General features: G+C 62.1%; 18 protein-coding genes. 8 read left to right on the top strand and 10 right to left on the bottom strand.

Annotated features, from left to right (window positions below):
• Window positions 1–67 precede the first annotated feature (67 nt).
• From KI797_RS09840 to KI797_RS09825, 4 genes are all read right to left on the bottom strand, one after another.
• Window positions 68–910 (bottom strand): hypothetical protein, encoded by an 843-nt coding sequence (locus KI797_RS09840; protein WP_226172838.1) that lies wholly within the window; start codon window positions 908–910, stop codon window positions 68–70.
• A 98-nt stretch (window positions 911–1008) separates the two neighbouring features.
• A complete protein-coding gene (gene hrpA, locus KI797_RS09835; protein WP_226172836.1) occupies window positions 1009–4935 on the bottom strand; it encodes an ATP-dependent RNA helicase HrpA in 3927 nt (1308 codons plus the stop codon).
• A gap of 176 nt (window positions 4936–5111) precedes the next feature.
• Window positions 5112–5534 (bottom strand): CBS domain-containing protein, encoded by a 423-nt coding sequence (locus tag KI797_RS09830; RefSeq protein WP_005325086.1) that lies wholly within the window; start codon window positions 5532–5534, stop codon window positions 5112–5114.
• Between the two features lie 82 nt (window positions 5535–5616).
• The gene (locus KI797_RS09825) at window positions 5617–6687 is read right to left on the bottom strand and encodes a helix-turn-helix transcriptional regulator (RefSeq protein WP_171268967.1); all 1071 of its coding nucleotides are present in this window, start codon (window positions 6685–6687) and stop codon (window positions 5617–5619) included.
• Window positions 6688–7134: 447 nt separating this feature from the next.
• Between KI797_RS09825 and KI797_RS09820 the strand changes: the two genes are divergently transcribed.
• Window positions 7135–8457 carry a YjiH family protein gene (locus KI797_RS09820; protein WP_226172832.1) on the top strand — a complete coding sequence of 441 codons (1323 nt, stop codon included), beginning with the start codon at window positions 7135–7137 and terminating at the stop codon, window positions 8455–8457.
• 86 nt (window positions 8458–8543) lie between these two features.
• Here the strand turns inward: KI797_RS09820 and KI797_RS09815 are convergent, their stop codons facing one another.
• Window positions 8544–9434: a LysR family transcriptional regulator gene (locus tag KI797_RS09815; protein WP_226172830.1), complete on the bottom strand. Its 891-nt coding sequence runs from the start codon at window positions 9432–9434 to the stop codon at window positions 8544–8546.
• A gap of 97 nt (window positions 9435–9531) precedes the next feature.
• On the opposite strand from KI797_RS09815, the gene KI797_RS09810 reads away from it, so the two are divergent.
• Together KI797_RS09810 and ycaC are read left to right on the top strand one after the other, a co-directional pair.
• Window positions 9532–10398: a pirin family protein gene (locus KI797_RS09810; protein ID WP_226172828.1), complete on the top strand. Its 867-nt coding sequence runs from the start codon at window positions 9532–9534 to the stop codon at window positions 10396–10398.
• A 163-nt stretch (window positions 10399–10561) separates the two neighbouring features.
• Window positions 10562–11188, top strand: a complete 627-nt coding sequence (gene ycaC, locus KI797_RS09805; RefSeq protein ID WP_043131365.1) for an isochorismate family cysteine hydrolase YcaC — start codon at window positions 10562–10564, stop codon at window positions 11186–11188.
• A gap of 523 nt (window positions 11189–11711) precedes the next feature.
• Here ycaC and KI797_RS09800 read toward each other — a convergent pair.
• The 4 genes from KI797_RS09800 to KI797_RS09785 form a co-directional block, all read right to left on the bottom strand.
• Window positions 11712–12041: a YbaB/EbfC family nucleoid-associated protein gene (locus tag KI797_RS09800; RefSeq protein WP_011706069.1), complete on the bottom strand. Its 330-nt coding sequence runs from the start codon at window positions 12039–12041 to the stop codon at window positions 11712–11714.
• Window positions 12042–12171: 130 nt separating this feature from the next.
• A complete protein-coding gene (dnaX, locus tag KI797_RS09795; RefSeq protein ID WP_226172827.1) occupies window positions 12172–14700 on the bottom strand; it encodes a DNA polymerase III subunit gamma/tau in 2529 nt (842 codons plus the stop codon).
• A 173-nt stretch (window positions 14701–14873) separates the two neighbouring features.
• Window positions 14874–15419 carry an adenine phosphoribosyltransferase gene (apt, locus tag KI797_RS09790; protein WP_043131360.1) on the bottom strand — a complete coding sequence of 182 codons (546 nt, stop codon included), beginning with the start codon at window positions 15417–15419 and terminating at the stop codon, window positions 14874–14876.
• 132 nt (window positions 15420–15551) lie between these two features.
• The gene (locus KI797_RS09785; protein WP_043131359.1) at window positions 15552–15929 is read right to left on the bottom strand and encodes a YbaN family protein; all 378 of its coding nucleotides are present in this window, start codon (window positions 15927–15929) and stop codon (window positions 15552–15554) included.
• A 177-nt stretch (window positions 15930–16106) separates the two neighbouring features.
• On the opposite strand from KI797_RS09785, the gene dusC reads away from it, so the two are divergent.
• The 4 genes from dusC (at window position 16107) to KI797_RS09765 (ending at window position 19426) form a co-directional block, all read left to right on the top strand.
• Window positions 16107–17051 carry a tRNA dihydrouridine(16) synthase DusC gene (gene dusC / locus KI797_RS09780; RefSeq protein WP_043131357.1) on the top strand — a complete coding sequence of 315 codons (945 nt, stop codon included), beginning with the start codon at window positions 16107–16109 and terminating at the stop codon, window positions 17049–17051.
• Between the two features lie 56 nt (window positions 17052–17107).
• Complete coding sequence (locus KI797_RS09775; protein ID WP_226172825.1) at window positions 17108–17935, top strand: AraC family transcriptional regulator; 828 nt, start codon at window positions 17108–17110, stop codon at window positions 17933–17935.
• 75 nt (window positions 17936–18010) lie between these two features.
• Entirely contained in the window at window positions 18011–18976 is a 966-nt protein-coding gene (locus tag KI797_RS09770; RefSeq protein ID WP_226172823.1) for a DMT family transporter, read from the top strand.
• Window positions 18977–19057: 81 nt separating this feature from the next.
• On the top strand, window positions 19058–19426 hold the full coding sequence (locus tag KI797_RS09765; protein ID WP_043131350.1) for a TraR/DksA family transcriptional regulator: 369 nt from the start codon (window positions 19058–19060) through the stop codon (window positions 19424–19426).
• 153 nt (window positions 19427–19579) lie between these two features.
• Here KI797_RS09765 and KI797_RS09760 read toward each other — a convergent pair whose 3' ends face one another.
• The gene (locus KI797_RS09760; protein ID WP_226172820.1) at window positions 19580–20251 is read right to left on the bottom strand and encodes a response regulator transcription factor; all 672 of its coding nucleotides are present in this window, start codon (window positions 20249–20251) and stop codon (window positions 19580–19582) included.
• Window positions 20252–20425: 174 nt separating this feature from the next.
• Between KI797_RS09760 and KI797_RS09755 the strand changes: the two genes are divergently transcribed.
• A complete protein-coding gene (locus tag KI797_RS09755; RefSeq protein WP_043131345.1) occupies window positions 20426–20752 on the top strand; it encodes a PilZ domain-containing protein in 327 nt (108 codons plus the stop codon).
• Window positions 20753–20834 lie beyond the last annotated feature (82 nt).

Raw genomic sequence — 20834 nt, 5'->3', positions numbered from 1 at the left:
TACAAGGTACGAGCGACTCGCCATCCATACCTCCCTGCCGCGGCACCAGATCTTATCCGAACGCGGCTCAGCGCTGCTGCTCCAGACGGGCAAATTGCTGCTGACGCTGGGCCGGGCTCATGGCGTCGAACCGAGCCAGGGTCTCGGCATTGGGGCAATAGAGACGCTGGCCTGTTTGTACCCTTATCCCCTTGCCCATCCCGGGGCGATTCTCCTCCACCAGCGCCAGCAGATAGCTGTAGGTATCAGACCCGCTGCCCACCTGCGCCTGGAGCTGGCTGGCGATGCGCCAGAGCGTCTCCCCCGCCGCGACCTGGTGGCAGACTCGCGATGCCCCTTCCGCCGCTGTCGTAGATAGAGTCAGAGTGGTCCCTTCGGCTCCCTGGCCGAGGGCAGCGATCTGAACAGCCCCGATCTGAGCGGCGGTTCTCTGAGGGATAGGCGCCGCCCGCCCCATCAGGTTGGCCAGCAGCGGCTCAGCCTCCAGCATTCGTCCCCTCTCCGCACTCGTCCCCGGCAAGGAGAACTCGGCGATGAAGGGTGCCACCCCCAGTTCCTGAGAGGAGAGAGAGGCGGTGGTGACGGGCAACACGGATGAATGCGGGGCCATGCCATAGGCCATCTCATCGATGCGCTTGAGCCTGGCCAGATAGGCCTTGGAGAGCTGGGCCCCCCCTTCGAACAGATCGAAGGGGGGCACCAGACGGGCAGGAAACAGGATCTGCCAGCGACCGTTCTTTTTTTTCTGCTCCAGCGGCGGGAACTGATTGCCCCGCCAGGCGGCGAAGATGGGCGGCACGGCCCTGTGCACCGGATAGTACTCCGGATTGAGCTGCACCCAGGTTTGCTCCGCAATGGGCTGATAGCCGCTGATGTTGACCAGCGCAACCCCCAACCAGATCCCCAGCATGTGATGGCCTCCCTTCCTGCGTTTCCCTGGCTCTTATCGCCACACTCTTCGCCACGCTCTTCGTCACACTATGGCTCAGAAAACAGACACATAGCAGCTTAGCACTGGGCTATGGCGCTCTGCACCCGTTTATCCGAGATGGGGTAGGGTGTCCCCAACTGCTGGGCGAAGAAGGAGACCCGCAGCTCCTCTATCATCCAGCGGATATTGGCCACCTCCGGCGGGATCGGCTGGGATTTGGGGATCTTGGCGAGCAGCGCCTTGTAGTCGCTCTCCACGCTCTGCACCTTGAGCATATGGACCCGGTCCCGGTTGGGATCGATGGCCAGTTTCTCGAGGCGCCGCTCGATGGCACGCAGGTAGCGCAGCAAGTCAGGCAGTCGCTGCCAGCCGGTCTCGGTGACAAATCCTTTGTGAATGAGGTTGCCCAACTGCTGCTGGATGTCCGACATGGCAAAGGCGGTGTCGAGCTGCATCTTGCCCTTGAGCCGCTTTTTGATCTCGTGGGAGAGGGTCAGCACGGCCTCCACCTGCTTGGCCACCTCCACCACCGCATCGTTGAGCTCGGCGCGCACGAACTCCTTGAGCGACTCAAACCCGGCCTCATCCCAGGCCAGGCCGCCGTGCTGCTCGATCAGCTTGTCACAGCCACAGGCGATACAGTCATCAATCAGCTCGGCCACCTTGCCGAAGGGGTTGAAGTAGAGCCCGAGCTTGGCCTTGTTCGGCAGCTTCTCCTGCAGATACTTGATGGGGGATGGCACGTTGAGCAGCACCAGCCGGCGCTGGCCTGCCCACATAAGCTGCTGCTGGGCCACCGGGCTCTCCACCAGCTGGATGGCGACTGAATCTTTCTGATCCACCAGGGTCGGATAGGCCTTCACCTCGAAGCCGCTGCGCTTCTGGCTGTACTCCTGAGGCAGTTCACCAAAGCTCCACAGGGTGAGACCGGACTGCTCGATATCGTCGTCCGCCACCTGGGAGAGGGTCTCCTGCACCTTGCCGCGCAGCGACTCTTTCAAGGCCTCGAGATCCTTGCCCTCGGCGATAGGCTTATGCCTATCGTCCACCACCCGGAAGGTGAGTTTCAGGTGATCGGGCACCGCATTCCAGTCCCAGGCTTCGCGGGGTACGGTGACACCGGTCATGCGGCGCAACTGGCGTTCCATCTCGTCCAGCAGCGGGCCCTGCTCGGGATTGAGGGTGGCGAGCAGCGCATCGGCGTAGTTCGGCGCCGGCACGAAGTTCTTGCGCATCGGCTTTGGCATCGACTTGATGAGGGCGACCAGCAGCTCATGACGCAGCCCGGGGATCAGCCATTCGAACCCTTTCACCTCCACCTGGTTCAAGAGCGGCAGCGGGATATGCAGCGTCACACCGTCCGCAGCCTCCCCCGGCTCGAACTGGTAGGTCAGCTTGAGCTTGAGGCGCCCCTGCTGCCAGAAGTTGGGGTAGTCGAGATCACTGATGTGGGCGGCATCCCCCTTCATCAGCATCTCTTTCTCAAAGTTCAGCCGCTCGGGATCCTGCTTTTGCGCTTCCTTCCACCACTTGTCGAAGTGGCGGGCGGAGATGACGTCCTCCGGCAGGCGGGCGTCGTAGAAGCGGAACAGATCTTCATCATCCACCAGGATGTCGCGACGGCGCGACTTGTGCTCCAGCGCCTCCACCTCGGCCAGGAGTTTGCGGTTCTCGCCAAAGAAGCGGTGACGGGTTTCGAAGTCCCCTTCCACCAGGGCGCGGCGAATGAAGAGCTCGCGGCACTGGGCCGGATCGATACGGCTGAAGTTGATGGTGCGCTCATTGACCAGGGTCAGGCCGTAAAGGGTCACCTTCTCCTTGGCCATGACGGCGCCGTTTTTCTTCGACCAGTGGGGATCGCTGTGGTGGAACTTGATGAGGTGTGCCGCCAGCGGCTCCACCCATTCGGGCTCAATCTTGGCGTTGATGCGGGCGTAGAGGCGGGAGGTCTCCACCAGCTCTGCGGCCATCACCCACTTGGGCGGCTTCTTGAACAGACCCGAGGCCGGGAACAGGTGGAAGCGGCCGTTGCGGGCACCAAGGAATTCGGGCTTTTCCAGATCCTTGTTGCCGATATGGCTCAAGAGGCCGGTCAGCAATGCGCAGTGCACCGTCTTGAAATCCGCCGGTTCATGGTTGGCCTTGAAGCCCAGCTCTTTCACCGTCTGGCGCAGCTGGAAGTGGATATCCTGCCACTCGCGCACCCTCAGGTAGGAGAGAAACTCCTTCTGGCACATGCGGCGGAACGGGTTGCTGCCCAGCAGATCCTGCTGCTCTTTCAGGTAATTCCACAGATTGACGAAGGCGAGGAAGTCGGAATCCTTGTCCTCGAAGCGCCTGTGCTGCTCGTCGGCGGCCTGTTTCTTCTCCATGGGCCGCTCGCGGGGATCCTGGATGCTGAGGCCCGCGGTGATCACCATCACCTCGCTCAGACAGCCGGTTTGCGCCGCCGTGATCACCATCTTCGCCAGACGTGGATCAAGGGGAATACGCGAGAGCTGACGACCGGTTTCGGTCAGCTGCAGCTTGGGTTCTTGCTCGCGGGTACCGGGCAGCTCTCTGACCGCCTCCAGCTCTTTCAAGAGAGTCAAACCATCCTTGATATGACGCGACTCCGGTGGCTCGACAAAGGGGAAGGCCTCCATGTTGCCAAGGCCGAGTGCCAGCATCTGCAAGATGACGGAGGCCAGGTTGGTGCGCAGGATCTCGGGGTCGGTAAAGGCCGGACGGTTGTTGAAATCCTCCTCCGAGTAGAGGCGGATACAGATACCGTCCGCCACCCGACCGCAACGCCCTTTACGCTGGTTGGCGCTGGCCTGGGAAACCGGCTCGATGGGCAGGCGCTGCACCTTGGTGCGCCAGGAGTAGCGGCTGATGCGAGCGGTACCCGGATCGATGACGTAACGAATGCCCGGCACCGTCAGCGAGGTCTCCGCCACGTTGGTGGCCAGTACGATGCGCCGACCGGCGTGTTGCTGGAACACCTTGTTCTGCTCGGCGTTGGAGAGGCGGGCGTAGAGCGGCAGCACCTCGGTGTCGCGCAGGTTGAGTTTGCGCAGGGCATCGGCGGTGTCGCGGATCTCCCGCTCGCCGTTCATGAAGATAAGGATGTCCCCCAGCCCCTCTTGGGCCAGCTCCTCCACCGCATCGAAGATGCCCTGCAGCTCGTCGCGCTCCTCCAGCGCCTCACTCTTGTCTGCGCTCTTGTCACCGCTCTTTTTATCAGCAAACAGCGGGCGATAGCGCACCTCCACCGGGTAGGTGCGCCCTGAGACTTCTATGATGGGCGCCTGGTTAAAATGGCGGGAGAAGCGCTGCGGGTCGATGGTGGCCGAGGTGATGATCACCTTGAGATCGGGGCGCTTTGGCAGCAATTGCTTCAAGTAGCCCAGGATGAAGTCGATGTTGAGGCTGCGCTCGTGGGCCTCATCGATGATGATGGTGTCGTACTGGGTGAGCATGCGGTCGTGCTGGATCTCGGCCAGCAGGATACCGTCTGTCATCAGCTTGATGTGGGTCTGCTCGCTCACCTGATCGGTAAAGCGTACCTTGTAGCCCACGTAGTGGCCGAGCTCGGACTCCATCTCTTCCGCGATACGGGCCGCCACGGTGCGGGCCGCCAGACGCCGCGGCTGGGTGTGGCCGATATAGCCCTTGACCCCGCGCCCCAGCGCCAGACAGATTTTGGGGATCTGGGTGGTCTTGCCCGAGCCGGTTTCACCGGCGATGATCACCACCTGGTGCTCGCTGATGGCGCGGGCGATCTCCGCCTGCTTCTGGCTGACCGGTAAATTGCCTGGATAGGTCACCTTAGGCACGCCCGCCAGACGTGACTGGTAGCGCGCCTCGGCGACATCCAGATCGGCGGCGATGGTCTCCAGCATGGCGGCCTGTTTGGCCTCGGGCAGCTTCTTGACCCCGTGCAGACGGCTGGAGAGGCGGCGGGCGTCGAGGTTCATGCAGGCAGAGAGACGGCGGCGCAGCGCCTCGATAGAGAGAGACAAGGTAGGAATTCCTTAAATAAGTGCCCAGAGGGGCCATATCGATTAGCTGGGAGCGATCCTAAAGAGCGAGCGGGGGCGGTGCAAGCCTTAAAGCGGCACCTGCCAGGTTCAATGACGCGGCGGACAATAAAAAGAGCAGGCACCCGGCCTGCTCTCGATGATCCGGCGAAACCGGATCAGACCCTGGCCTGGTGCACGAAGCAGGTACCAAGCTGGGCATGGATGGCCTGCATCACATTGTGCCGGCTGATCACCCCGAGCAGGCGACCCTCCTCCACCACCGGATAGATCTTCGGCTTTTGGCCCATCATCATCTCCGCCAGATCCAGGATGCTGGTGTCCGGCCCCACGGCCAGCACCTCCTTGCGCATTACATCCTTGACCTGGGCCACCTGTTCACAGTGATAGGCCTCTTTCAACATGACGGCAATGCAGTCCTGCTCGGACACCCAGCCAATCAGGTGGCCCTGGCTGTCCACGACGGGGCCGCCAAGCTGATGACTGTTGAGAAACTTGGTGACCGCATTTTGCACCATCATGTCCGCGCTGAACGTGATGGGTTTGGTCTGCATATAATCCTTTGCCTTGAGTGATTCCATGACGCTTCCCCCAACAGGCCTCCCGACAGGAGGCGCGAGCCGGGCACTATGTCCGGCTCACACCAAGCATAGCTCGTGCCTATCAGGAGATGGACTGCAGCAACAGCAGCAGCTCGTTCTGGCTGTGGCAGTCGGTCTTCTTGAACACCCCCTTGAGGGTGGAACGCACGGTTTCCACCTTGACCCCGCGCAGCTCGGCGATGTCGTTGCTGCTGTAGCCCTTGCTCATCAGCACCAGCAGTTCCTTCTCGCCGATGGTGAGGGGATAAAGGCTGGCCAGCGCCTCTATGTCGGGGTTGAAGGAGTGCTCGGGATCGCGCAATACCACTTCCACGTAACGCTCGAAGCGACTGAGGCCGCTCATCAGGGTGCACTGGATCAGCAGCGGCCTGAGATTGGCCTGACGGGGAATGGACATATAGGCGCTGGCACCTGGCAACAAATAGGCAAAGCCATTCAAGGTCTCCTTGAGCTGGCGTTGCTGCTCCTTATTTTGCAAAGAGAAAATACCATTGACGGCCCGCAATTCGACGTTTTCATCGGCGATGCGGTTGAACGCCACATTGGAATAATGAATATGCCCCTTGTCATCTATGATGGCGCTGGGTTTATTATGGTTTTTCACCAGTTGCTGCAGCTGATAGTTCTGGGTTTCCAGGGCTAGCAGGTTCCAATAATGCTGGCTCCAGGCGGCCAGACCAGAATAGATCTCTGTCAGCGAGGTGAGATCCCGGCTGCTGAAGTCATCCTGGGCGGCGCCGCGGTAACTGCACAGTGTGCTAAGACCCCGCCCCTTCACGCGGCAGACGCCGCCCGCCGCAAACTGGGCACCAAAACTGGCCAGCAGCCCCACCGAGCTGGAAATGGTATTGGCGCTGACGATCCCCTGGCAGCCCTTGTCCAGATAATGATTGAACCACACATCCTGGCGATGGTGTTGCACATAGAATTGCTGCTGGGCCTCGGTCAACCCGCTTGAAAAGAGCTTTATTCCATCGCTCTTGTCATCATCCCGCAATAAAAACAGGGATGAACTGCCGGACAAGTCGGTGCGAAATTGGTCTACCACCAACTTAATGTCAGAATCATTAATACCGCACTCGTATAACTGGCTGATATAGGGCGATATCCTTTCTTTCTCTAATGCCTTCACACCCGAACTCCTAATTCTTATTTTTATTGAAGTGGCATCTTACTCCGCAATGAGATACTCGAAAAGTAGTCAAATGAACAAAGGCTTTATGACCAACTCATAAATAGTTATAAAAAATTCACCTTGAGGAAGATTGTAGAGATGTTTAAATCCAGGCTCAGGTTCCCTGTTTTTTTGGTCGATATGGAACATCTTTAACCGCATCCCTCCTGCGTATCTGCCGGCCTTGCCCTGGCTCGCGCCTTGACAGGCAAGGTTGGCACGACCTGACCGCTACCCGACCCGCTCCCCGCGGTATGTTCCTACCGAAGGTTTCATACGAATTCACCCCTAACAAATGTTGCATTTTAGTGTCTTTATTGTTTCCATTTTCGATTTCGGCAGATATTGTATATACAAATGCCTGTCATCAACGGAGTTGAATCATGTGGATCACAAGGAGAGGAAATGGAACCTGAACACGCACTCACCGCCCCTGCCCGTTCGGGGGCTGGCATCAAACTGCTGCTGACCAGCCTGCTCGGCATCGCCATCTTTTTCGTGCCCTTCGAGCTCGCGGGCCGCAGCACCATACTGGTGGATCACCTGGCGGGCTTCCTGATGGCGCAGCGCCCGCTCGCCCTGGGGCTCATCCTGCTGCTGATCGCCTATGGCGCCATCAGCCCGTTACTGGATGGCCGCTGGCGCGCCCGCCCCATCGACAGGGTGCTGAGCCTGTTCAAGCTGCTCGGGCTGGGGCTGGCCATCATGTATGTGGCAGGCTGGGGCCCCGCCTGGCTGATGACGCCGGATCGCCTGCCTTTCCTCTTTGACAAGCTGGCCATGTCGGTGGGGCTCATCGTGCCCATCGGCGCCATGGCCCTTACCTTCCTGCTCGGCTTCGGCCTGCTGGAGCTCATCGGCGTACTGATGCAGCCGGTGATGCGTCCCCTCTGGCGCACGCCCGGCCACTCCGCCATAGATGCGGTCGCCTCCTTCGTCGGCAGCTACTCGGTGGGCCTGCTCATCACCAACCGGGTCTTCCTCGCGGGCAAGTACACGGTACGGGAAGCCGCCATCATCGCCACCGGCTTCTCCACCGTCTCCGCCGCCTTCATGATCATAGTGGCCAAGACCCTCAACCTGATGGGGCACTGGAACTTCTACTTCTGGTCCACCCTGGTGATCACCTTTGTCATCACCGCCATCCTGGCCCGGGTGCCCCCCATCAGCACCATGGCGCACCAGGGCGAAACCGACGAGCCGCTACCGGCAGGCATGAGCCGCTGGCAAGCGGCGCTGGCCTCCGGGCTCACCCAGTCCAGCCAGGCGGATCCCGTGCTGCGGCAGTTGCAGGACAACCTCAAAGATGGCCTCTACATGGCCGCCGCCGTGGTCCCCACCATCTTGTCCGTCGGCCTGCTGGGGCTGCTGCTGGCGCAGCACACGCCACTGTTTGATCTGCTGGGCTGGCTGCTGTGGCCCCTCACCTGGCTGCTGGATCTTGGGGAGCCGCTTGAGACAGCAAGAGCGCTCTCGGCGGGGCTAGCGGAGATGTTCCTGCCCGCCATCCTGCTCAAGGATGCGGATCTGCTGGTGCGCTATGTGACCGCCGTGGTCTCGGTGAGCTCGGTGCTCTTCTTCTCCGCCTCCATTCCCTGCGTCCTGGCCACCAAGATCCCGGTGAGCCTGGGGCAGCTGGTGGTGATCTGGCTGCTGCGCACCCTGCTTGGCATCCTGCTGGCAGCCCTGTGCGGCCGGCTGGCCATGGCGATGGGCTGGCTCAGCTAGATTGACGTGATATCAAAGAAACAAAGCGCCATCAGGCGCTTTGTTTCTTTATGCGGGCCGGCAGCCGTTATCACATCGACGACCCTTCATTCGAGCCATTGCCGCAGCGTCAGCGTGGCAAGATCCACGAAGGCGCGCAACCTGGGGGGCATGAAGCGCTGCCTGGGGTAGACGATATGGATGGGATCCGCCTTGCCATGCCATTCGGGCAGGACAGGCACCAGTCTCCCCTCTTCACAGGCCTGGCGACACAGGTAGGAGGGCAAGAGTGCCACCCCACAGCCAGCCTGCACCATGGTCATGATCAAGCCGACATCGTTGATCAGCGTCTGTCGGGCCAGAGAGACGATAAGGCTGTTGGCGGCCTCGTCGTGGAGTACCCAGACCTCCTTGCCCAGGGGGGTGAACTGCAGGCAGGCATGCTGTCGTAGCGCTGGCGGTGCATCGAGCGCCGGGGCACTGGCGAGGTAATCCGGGCTGGCAAACAGTGCCCAGCGCGCAACGCCCACCTGCCTGGCTATCAGTGTCGAGTCCTTGAGAGGACCGGTACGAATGGCGACATCGACCCCCTCGGCGACCAGATCCACGTAGCGGTTCATCAGCACCAGTTCCACATCGACCTTTGGCCACTGGTTGCGCATCTGCCCCAGGATGGAGGACAGGATCTGGTCGCCGATATCCACGGGCGCCGTGATCCGCAACAACCCGCAGGGCTCCTCCCGCGACTCGGTCACGGCGGCCTCGGCATCGAACACATGCGCCAGCCCGGCCGAGGCGTGCTCGAAATAGAGCTGTCCGGCCTCGGTCAGGTGCAGGCGACGGGTCGTCCGCTGCAAGAGGGTAACGCCCAGGCGCTTCTCCAGCATGGCCACCCGATGGCTGACCGTTGAGGTCGGCAATCCCAGCAGACGAGCCGCGGCACTGAAACTGCCGGCTTGCACAACCTTGACGAATACAACGACCTGATTGAAGTCCATTTTCCAACTCAATAGAAAGTGTTTTCTGATTTAACCACCTAGTTGGAGAGATGACCACTTCCTACACTGTGTCCATCGCTTCAACGGAGACACCGAAATGAAAGAACTGGCATTTATCAAGCGCAGCAACGGACGGCACTGGGTGGGTGACGGCTTCCCCGTCAGGAGCATCTTCTCCTACAACGACATCGCCGAGGAGATGTCCCCCTTCCTGTTGATGGACTACGCGGGCCCGGCCACTTTCCCGGCCACCTCCCATCAACTCGGCGTCGGCCAGCACCCTCACCGCGGATTCGAGACGGTGACCATCGTCTATGAAGGCGGCGTCTCCCACAGAGACTCCTCGGGGGGCGGCGGCACCATAGGCCCGGGTGAGGTGCAGTGGATGACGGCCGCATCTGGCCTGATCCACGAGGAGTACCACAGCCCGGACTTTGCCAGGACGGGCGGCGCCTTCGAGATGGTCCAGCTGTGGGTGAACCTGCCAGCCCGGGACAAGATGACGGCTCCTGGCTACCAGGGCATCACCGCCAAAGAGATCCCGCGAGTGGCACTGCCAGAGGGCGCAGGGGAGGCTCGCATCATCGCCGGGCGCTTCGGCGAGACCGTTGGCCCCGCCCGTACCTTTACCCCGATGAACGTCTGGGACATGCGACTGAAGGCTCATCACCAGGTGACGCTCGAGTTACCAGAGGGACACACCACCGCCCTGTTTGTGCTCAAAGGCACCATTCGCCTCGGCAACCGCCACGCGGTCCGCGCCGCCGAGCTGGCAGTCATGGATCGCCGCGGCAGCAAACTGGTGATGGATGTCGAGGAGGAGACGACGTTGCTGCTGCTCAATGGCGCCCCCCTCGATGAACCCATCGTCGGTCACGGCCCCTTCGTGATGAACACCCAGGAAGAGATCGTGCAGGCCATCAATGATTACAACAGTGGCCGCTTTGGCCAGATCGGACGCTGAACAACCAACATCGGGAAAGCATCCTCAGCAAGCAGGCACCACGCTTATACGCTGACAATCATCGACCAACAGCCATTGATCGACCGCGGCGCATGGCGCTGCAAAACAACGAAATGCTGGCCCCCAGCGTTAATCTCTTTGCCAACAAACCTGGAGAAAAGTCATGAACAAGCCCTACGTCAAACTCGACAAACACAATGCTGCCGTGCTGCTGGTGGATCATCAGGCCGGCCTCTCTTCCCTGGTGCGTGACATCGAGCCGGACAAGTTTCGCAACAACGTCCTGGCGCTGGCCGCACTGGCCAAGTACTTCGAGCTGCCGACCATACTGACCACCAGTTTCGAAAACGGGCCCAACGGCCCACTGATGACAGAGCTCAAGGAGACCTTCCCGGATGCCCCCTACATTGCCCGCCCAGGGCAGATCAATGCCTGGGATAACGAGGAGTTCGTCAAGGCGGTCAAGGCCACCGGCAAAAAGCAGCTGATCATCGCCGGCATCGTCACCGAGGTGTGTGTGGCCTTCCCGACCCTGTCCGCACTCGAGGAAGGCTACCAGGTGTTTGTCATCACCGATGCCTCGGGAACCTTCAATGAAATCACCCGTCACTCGGCCTGGGATCGGATGTCCGCCGCCGGGGCACAGCTGATGACCTGGTTTGGTGCCGCCTGTGAACTGCACCGCGACTGGCGCAACGATGTGGAAGGCCTGGGCACCTTGTTCGCCAACCACATCCCCGACTATCGCAATCTGATCAACAGCTACACCACCATCCAGAGCAGCAAGTAGCACATGCCTGCCCCGGGAAACCGGGGCCTTTTGTCTCCCGCCATTTCCCCCAGCCCCCTCAATCCCCATGCCTCCCCGGCCAATGCCATGCGTGAGACAGATCTGGCCCGCAGAAGTGGGACGCCGCTCCCGGTGCTCGTGCCTGTGTCGGATCAAGGCGCCCGTGAGCTTACCGGCGGCTTATGTTGGCAACCTCCTCTGATACACCCGAGGCGAGTTTCCAGGTTACTCCCCTCGACAGGCGAGTCAGGGGATCCTCCACGCCAGCAAGTGTGATCATGCAGGATGCCGGATAGCGGGGCGGCATCGCACGGGTCAGGGCAAGACAAGAAAAGATGCGAAGAAGGGCACTTGGGAAGGCTGCATGCCTTGGCCAGAGGCTGAGTCGGTGACTGCGTCACCATGCCAAGCAAATGCCGGGCAGGCAGGCCAGAAAAAACAAAGCGCAGCTGACACGGAGAAAACCGTATCGGCTGCGCCATCGCCATGGGTCATGGCTTCTTGATTTGAAAAGCTTTAACCCTTAGAACGGCATCTTGAAGCCAGGGGGCAGTTGCATGCCACCGGTCAGCTCGCCCATCTTGCTCTTGTTCTGCTCTTCCACCCGGCGCACGGCGTCGTTGACGGCGGCGGCGACCAGATCTTCCAGCATCTCCTTGTCATCTTCCATCAGACTCGGGTCTATCTCGATACGGCGCACACTGTGGCTGCCGGCCATGGTGACCTTGACCATGCCGGCGCCGGCTTCGCCGACGACTTCCATCTGAGCCAGCTGCTCTTGCATCTTCTGCATGCGCTCTTGCATCTGTTGGGCCTGTTTCATCAGGTTACCCATTCCACCTTTACCAAACATAGGTCGTCTCTCGTCTTGAAATCCGGCATCCAGCGCCGGGCTGTGGGGTTGTTCTGCCCCGGATATGGGGGCAGCCAAAAGATTTTTCAACCGGGACTCGGGTCCCGGCATGGGATTTAACTCATAGCGCTCAGCGACTCAGAGGTTCGATGCTCTCGGGATGGAGCACGGCGCCGAATCGCTGTTGCAAGAACTGCACATTGGGATCGTCCGCCAGATCCCGGCTCACCTGCTCACGCACCCCCAGGTAGAGGCGATGCTCGATCTCGAGCGGCGTCTCCCGCACCGGATCCGTGCCCAGGGTCACCTCGACACGCACCGACTCTCCGAGCTCGGGGCCGATGATCCCCGCCAGATCGGCCAGGGCTCTGTCGCTGACCAGATGGCGCTGCTCCGGCTTGAGCACCAGGGACACCAACTCCCCTTGTCGGGTCATCACCGAGTTGATGGCAAGCTGGCGCAGCCGGCCACCGACCCCGGTGCGGGCGATGAGCTCGGCCCAAGCGTCACCGCAATTGACCAGCAGGGAAGAGGGGATCAGGCGACTGACCTCCTCCCCCTCCATCGGCTGGGCGTCGCTCTCCAGCTCATCCCAGTCGATGGTCTCCATCACCTGGGCCGTCGTTGGCTGCGCGTTGTCGGGCACTGCAAGGGGCGTCGCAACTGGCGCTGCCGGCGCCACGGCAACGGGAACAGCGGCAGACCTCGCGGGTGTACCGTCCAGATCCCAGGGGGGCAAGTCATCCGAGACGGGACTGGCCTTTTGCGCAACTCTCGGCCTTGGCGCCGCCGCTTGCGCCGCAGGGGCACTGACCGGCCCGTCGCCGAAGCCCTGACTCAGGTACTCCTCGTAATCGCTGCCACTGTCGTCATAGGCATCGAGCGGCGGCAGATCCTCATAACCCGCTACTGCTGAACTCTGGGTCGGCGCCACAGCGGCAGGTTGCCAAGCAGGGGATGCGGGTGCAACAACCGGCTGCGTGATCGGGCTGGCCTCAGGGGCCGCCACCGGCCGGGTGGGCGCAACGCGAGGAGGTGCGGATGCAACGGCGGTGGCTCCTGGCTCACCACGCAGCCGGCTGCGCAGCAGATTGCGCTTGCCCAGCAGGCTCTGCATGCTGGAGGCCGCCGAGGGGGCAGCCTCGGGTTCAGGGGCTATGGCAGGGGCCGCCGTCGGCAGGGCCTCCTCATGGGAGGAGACAGGCGGCTCGGGTTCTACGGGCTGCGTTTCCTGTACCTGGGGGGCGCCACCGGTCTGGTGCTCTGGCTGCATCGGCTGCGCCTCGAACCCCATCTGCTGCGCGGCTTGCAGCAGCTCTTGCTGCTCGGCAAAGAGGGCTGCGCTGGCCTCATCGTCGCCGGCAGCCGGCTCATCTTCCTGCACAGCCAAGAGCGGCGCTGTCGGCGTCTGGGCTACGGGCGCGGCCGTGCCGGCCGTCGTCGCGGCCTGATGCGGGGCTGGCTCAGCCCCTGACGGCTTTCCCGGCAGGGCCGAGACTGCCTCCCTCCCCGCCCCGGGCAGTCCGCCCATGGATACGGGCAAGGCGCTCAGATTGGCGGGATGCACCGCCTCGCGGCGCGGCGAGAACGCCAGCATCCTCAGGCAGGTCATCTCCAGCGCGGTGCGGCCATCGGGCGCCCAGGGCAAGTCCTTGCGCCCCCCCAGCACTATCTGGTAGCAGAGCTGCACCTCTTCCGGGCTCATGGCCCCTGCCAGCTGCAGCAAGGCATCGGCATCCGCCCCCTGCTCCTGCACGCTGGCAGGAAGCAACTGGGCCATGGCGACGCGATGGAGCAAGGCTTCCAGTTCGGCGTGGAGCTGATCGAAGTCCGGCCCCAGGGTGGCGATTTCGGTGATCTTGGCCATGGTGGCCGGAGCGTCCTGGCGCAGGACAGCCTCCAGCAACTGGTGCAGGTGGTGATGATCCAGCGTCCCCAGCATAGTCAGCACGCTTTCCAGACGCACGCTGCCATTGCCATGGGCCAGCGCCTGATCCGTCAGGCTCAGGGCGTCGCGCATGCTGCCATCGGCGGCCTTGGCCAGGGCCAGCAGGGCGCGGGGCTCGAACGGCTGACCTTCCTGATCCAACACCCATTCGAGCTGCCTGGCGATCTGGGTCTGATCCAGGCTCTTCAAGTGGAACTGCAGGCAGCGGGACAAGATGGTGATGGGGAGCTTCTGCGGATCCGTGGTGGCCAGCAGGAACTTCACATAGGGGGGCGGCTCTTCGAGGGTCTTGAGCAGCGCATTGAAGCTGTGACGCGACAGCATGTGCACCTCATCGATGAGGTAGACCTTGAAGCGGCCACGGGCCGGGCGGTACTGCACGTTGTCGAGCAGTTCCCGGGTGTCTTCCACCTTGGTGCGGGACGCCGCATCGATCTCCAGCAGATCGACGAAGTTGCCCTGATCGATCTCGCGGCAGGTGTCGCATACGCCGCACGGATGGCTGCTGATCCCCTGCTCGCAGTTGAGGCTCTTGGCCAGGATGCGGGCGATCGTGGTCTTGCCGACCCCGCGGGTGCCACTCAGCAGGTAGGCATGATGCAGCCGTCCCTGATCAAGGGCATTGGTCAAGGCGGTCAGCACATGCTGCTGGCCAACCACTTGTTCAAATGTATGGGGGCGCCATTTACGCGCCAGAACCTGATAGCTCATAGATCTCGATGCTGGAAAACGAGGCATTGAGGCAGGATGCTAACACAAATGGAGGGCGGGCTGTATGGGCTATCGGCCGCCGTGGGAGGGATCGCTTGATTTTCAAACCGGTGCCCATTCAGGCACCGGTTCGGGGCATTGGCGGGTTGACGAGGCCCGCCTGCCAGGGGGGATTACTCGCCTGCGAGCTCGACCAGAGAGACCACCTTGACGCCTGAGGCGGTCAGGCGGGCATCACCGCCCAGCGACGGCAGGGAGATGATGAAGGCCGCATCGGCGACTTCACCGCCGGCGCGGCGAATGAGCTTCACGGTCGCATCGACGGTACCGCCGGTGGCCAGCAGATCGTCCACCACCAGCACCTTGTCACCGGGCACGATGGCGTCGGTGTGCAGTTGCAGGGTATCGGTGCCGTACTCGAGGGCATAGGACTCTTCGATGATGGCGCGGGGCAGTTTGCCCGGCTTGCGCACCGGCACGAAGCCCAGCCCCATGGCGTAGGCCACCGGGGCGCCGAAGATGAAACCGCGGGCCTCGGTGCCGACGATCTTGGTGATCCCTTGATCACGATAATGCTCGGCCAGCAGATCTATAGTGGCCTTGAAGGCCTCGGCATTCTCGATCAGGCTGGTGATGTCGCGAAACAGTATGCCCGGCTTCGGATAGTCGGGAATGGTCTTGATGCTCGCTTCGATAAACTTCAGGGTATCCGGATTCATTATTTGACCGCTTATTTTTGAGCCCAGGCGTGGCGTCTCTTGCGCTGCCCGCCAGCGGGCAATAAAAAGGCCCGTCATGCAAAAAATGACAGGCCGACTCCATAGCATTATTGCCGCGATAGCTTAGGGATTTCACTTCTCCATTGCAACTGGCTCCAGCACCGGCAGACGCATTAACCAGGTGAGCAGGATCACCATTATGACAACCAGCAGCAGCCTCACCCAGGGCAACGGCACCACCATCAGCGACACCGAGAAGGAGAGCAGGATGAAGACGATGGCACGGCGTCTGGCATGGCGCCGAATGCCGCGATATAGCTGCCAGTCATGGATGGGGGGCCCGAACCAGGGGTGTGTCAGCAGCCAGCGGTGAAAACGGGGGGACGAGCGAGCAAACAGGGCCGCCGCCAGCAACATGAAGGGGGTAGTCGGCAACAGGGGCAACACTATCCCGACTATCCCGGTGGCGAAGGCGAGCCAGCCCAGGGCCATCAGACACCAGCGTTTCATGGGTACTCCTCTGAATGCATCTCTGCCTTTAGCCTAACAGAGTTGGCCCGGAAGCTGACAGCCCGGCCCATGCAGCAGCAGTCGATTAGGCTCATCGAGTGGGCAGACGGCTGACAACGCCGCCCATTGCCACTACAATCTGCGCTCTTTTTTCTCCCCTTGTCTTCGGAAGCAGCTATGCGCGTTATTTTGGCCCCCATGCAGGGGGTGCTGGATCACCTGATGCGGGAGGTACTCACCTCCGTCAACGATTACGACCTCTGTGTCAGCGAATTCATTCGGGTCGTCGATCAGCTGCTGCCCGCCAAGGTGTTCTATCGCCTCTGCCCCGAACTCAAGCAGGATGGCAAGACCCGTGCCGGCACCCCGGTGCGGGTGCAACTGCTGGGCCAGCACCCCGAATGGCTCGCCGAAAACGCAGTGCGAGCCATCGAGCTCGGCTCTCCCGGGGTCGATCTCAACTTCGGCTGCCCCGCCCCCACGGTCAACAAGAGCAAGGGGGGCGCAGTGCTGCTCAAGGAGCCAGAGACCGTCTACCGCATCGTCAAGGCGGTGCGCGAAGCCGTCCCTGCCCACTTGCCGGTGAGCGCCAAGATCCGCCTGGGTTACGATGACAAGGAGCTCTATATGGACAACGCCCAGGCGGTCTATCAAGGGGGCGCCAACGAGCTGGCCGTCCATGCCCGCACCAAGCGCGAAGGCTACAAGGCGCCGGCGCACTGGGAATACGTGGATCTCATCCGCCGCGCCCTGCCCATTCCGGTGACCGCCAATGGCGAGATCTGGGATCATAAAGATGCCCTCGCCTGCGCCGGCGTCTCCGGCTGCGACGCTCTCATGGTGGGCCGCGGTGCCATCTCTCTGCCCAACCTGGCCAACGTGATGAAAACCGGCTGTGCCCACATGAGCTGGGCCGAGGTGCTGCAGCTGATGGTGACCTATACCGAGCAGGATCTGGCGAGCGACAAGGCCGACTACTACCCCAGCCGCATCAAGCAGTGGTTCTCCTACATAGTGCGGGAATACCCCCAGGCCGATGAGCTGTTTCGCCGCATCCGCACCATCAAGACCGCGGACGAGATCCGTATCGCTCTCGAGCGCGAGTGCGCCGCACGGGCCTAGTCTTGGCCGCTGCCCCGCGGCACCTTATGATGAAGGCTCAATGACAGGAGGTCAGGATGCAGGGAGTACCGGTCACATTTACCCATCAGCACGACAGGGCCGATTTTCGCGCCCTGCCTGGCCAGCCTGCGACCGAGCTCTACCGCGCCCACATCCAGCACCACACCTTCGATCCCCATAGCCACGAGGGGTTTGGCCTCGGTGTCATCGAGTATGGCGCCGAGCGTTTTCGCTATCGTGGCAGCCAGCTCCTGGCGGGCCCCGGCAGCCTGGTGCTGATGAACCCCGATGAGCTGCACACGGGCGAGGCTGCCTGCGAGCAGGGGTGGCGCTATCGGATGCTCTACCTGCCCGCCGATCGGCTCGAGGCCATCAGCGGCGAGCGCGGCTGGTATTTCGCCGAGGCAGTGCGAAGCGACCCGCACGCCGCCCCCGTCCTGCAAGCGACCCTGGACGCCCTCTGGCACTGTGACAGCGAGCTCGCCGCCGACGGCCTGCTGCTGAGCGTGTGCGAAACTCTGCGCCCCCACGCCCGGGCCCTGGCGGCCCCGCGCGAAGCAGCCCATCCTCTGGGCCGCGCCATCGACTATATGCAGGCGTACTTCGCCCGCCCCATCACCCTGACCGAGCTGGCCGGGGCGGTGAACCTCAGCCCCTACCACTTCCAGCGCAGCTTCAAGACCCGCTTTCATGTCACCCCCCAGCAGATGCTGATGGCCATACGCCTGCAGCGCGCCAAGGGGTGGCTGGCCGCCGGCCTGCCCGCCGCCGAGGTGGCCGCCGCCTGTGGTCTGGCCGATCAGTCACATCTCAACCGCGCCTTCCTGCGCCGCTATGGCACCACCCCGGTGCGCTACCAGAAACAGGTGCAGGCCGGCCGCTAAAGCGCAATCTGGTTCAATACACCGCCCTTCCCCGCCTGCTAGGCTGGCCTCCTTCTTCTCCACCGGAAATAGAAAATGTTGCTCGGAGTCTTGTTTGCCCTGCTGGCCGGCCTGATGTGGGGGCTCATCTTCGTCGCCCCCCTGCTGGTTGACGGCTATCCCCCCGCCCTGCTCGCCAGCGGCCGCTACCTCGCCTTCGGCCTCATCGTGCTGCCGTTCGCCTGGCAGGCCCGCAAACGCCTGGCGGCCCTCTCGGCCAGCGATTGGCGAGAGGCTCTCGCTCTCACCCTGGTGGGGAACCTCATCTACTACTTTTGCCTGTCGGGGGCCATCTTGCGCATCGGCTCGCCGCTGGCGGCCATGATCATCGGCACCCTGCCAGTGGTGACGGCCCTGGCCGCCAACTGCCTCTATGGCGCACGGGACGGCCGCCTCTCCCGCGCCCGCCTCTACCCGGCCCTGCTGCTGATGGGGGCCGGCCTCTATCTGGTCAACCACGCCGAGTTGACCTGGCAGGCAGAGGCGCGCACCGAGCAGCTGTTCGGGCTCGCCCTGGCGGTGGCCGCCGTGCTGTGCTGGACCTGGTATCCCCTGCGCAACGCCCGCTGGCTACGCGAGCACCCGAGCCGCAGCCCGGTCGTCTGGGCCACGGCTCAGGGACTGGTGACCCTGCCGGTGGCGCTCATTGCCTACCTCGGCAGTCTCGGTCATCTCGCCCTGAGCGCACCGGACTTTCCCCTGCCCTTCGGGCCGACGCCCCTGCGCTTCGTGCTGCTGATGGGGGCGGTAGGGCTCTTTTGCTCCTGGCTCGGCACCCTGTGCTGGAACGAGGCGAGCCAGCGTCTGCCGACCGTGCTGGTGGGACCGCTCATCGTGTTCGAAACCCTGGCGGGGCTGCTCTACGCCTTCATGCTGCGCGGGATCATGCCTACCATGAGCCCCCTGCTCGGTATCGTCTGCCTGGTGGTGGGGGTGCTCTACGTGATCACCGGCAAGCCACGACACCTGCCGGAAAAACGCGTCAAAGCGCGGTTAACTTGACTCATGTCATCTTGATAAACCGCGGCTTTCCCTATACTGGCCGAGTTTTATCACTCGTCTTTGGGGGCTGTTGTGTGTGAAGTGACGCAAGCCCGGTTGGCCGAATGGCGTGAGCGCCTGCTGACCGATTGGGCACAAACAAGAGAAGCGCTGATTACTCAGCTCAAGGCCTGTCGACGTGACGACTGGGCACAGAAGGTGGCATCCTGCGAGCGGGATCAGCTGGTGGACCTGACCAGTCGCCTCGACTTGCCCAAGGTGGAGTCGAGCGTGGCACGGCTGAAACGCCTCGACGCGGCGCTCTGCCAGATGGAACTGGGTCTCTATGGCCTCTGCTCCGATTGCGAGGAGCCGCTCGCCATCGAGCAGTTGGATCAGGATCCCAGCCTGCAACGCTGCCCGCGCTGCGAAACCCGTTATCGCAAGGGATTCCACGCCCACGAACTCTGATGGCCCTTCCCCTGCCCACAGCCATCCATGTCCTCCTCCTCTTGCCAAGGCCATAGCTGACTCTCAACTCGACAAGGGCACCCGGCCCCTTCATCACGCGGGCCCCGGTGGCCTGCGGCAGAGCATCGCTGCCTTGGGAGGCCGACAAGCGTTTCAGGTCTGGGAGCCTTGCTCTGTCAGCGCATGCTTCTGTGCATAGGCATAGAGGCCCATTCGATTGCGAATGCCCAACTTGGCATAAATGGATGTCAGGTGATTGCGCAGGGTGTGCTCACTGATGTTGAGGCGCCGCGCGATCTCGAGGGTATTTGCATCAACGCCCAGGGTAATGGCCGCGATGGTCAGTCTCTCCTTCCGGGTCAGCCGCGCTATCTTCGCCTGCTCGGCATGGTGAGCCCCCTTCTCCCTCGCGATGGCCATCAGGATCCGCTCGGTGGCGGCGCGATCGACCCAGTACTCGCCCCCGTGCACCTTGCGGATGGCCTTATACAGCACCTCCACCGGTTCCCGCTTGCTGATGGCGCCGCAGGCCCCGGCCAATACCGCTCTCTCCTGCAGTTCAGTGCCCTCCGCTGTGGCGATCACCAGCACGCGAACGTGGGTATCGCACAGCAGGGAAGGTATTTGGTCGATGCCATTTCGACCATCCAGATCAAACAGGACGACACACGTCTTGCCTGGCACCATCCACTGCACGGCATCGACGGGATCGGCCACGCAGGCGATGACGTTCATCTCGTTGGGCTGTGCATTAATGGCCCCGCGCAAACCCCATGCGACTATCGGCAAGTCGCAGATCACGATGACATTGATTCTGGTATCCATACCCCGCTCCCCAACGCCTACGACAACGTGACAGGCATCCTGCCTGACAATGGTCCCCTCTCAAATTAGTCGAAATATCCTGGTTTTGTCCTGGGTCGACCGTCACTTTGTCCCACATAAATCGGCCTGATTCTTCCATTTTTCATCTTCCCCTTCTGGCCTAGGCTAATCGGCATGACAACACCCACACATATCCATGCTCGCCAGCATGATCGCATCAGGACGGTGATACCTGTCCGGCTCTCGGGCCAGACAGGGTTCACCCGGGACATCAGCATCGGGGGCTGCTACCTGCAATTCGAGGAGGCTGCCACGCCTGAGAACCAAGTGAGTAATGTCTGCTTCGATCTCGATCCCGGGGTGACGCACGGTGCCATGAAGATCCGGTGTTGCGGGCAGATAGTGCGGCGAGACCAGGACGGCCCTCTCACCGGTATGGCCATCAAAATCAAAGACCTGCAACTGCTGGTGAAAGAGATCCCCGACTGTTGCACCAGATGAAGTGTTACGCGGTACAAGAGCAGATGGCCAGGACGGCGATCTTGTCTCCATACCGAATCATCTTCCCGCTTTCTGAAGGAGC

The sequence above is a fragment of the Aeromonas media genome (genome assembly GCF_020423125.1).
In the GTDB taxonomy this organism is placed as follows: Bacteria; Pseudomonadota; Gammaproteobacteria; order Enterobacterales; family Aeromonadaceae; genus Aeromonas; species Aeromonas media.
The sequence above is the reverse complement of the archived record's forward strand: the minus strand, read 5'-3'. Positions and strand labels throughout refer to the sequence as shown.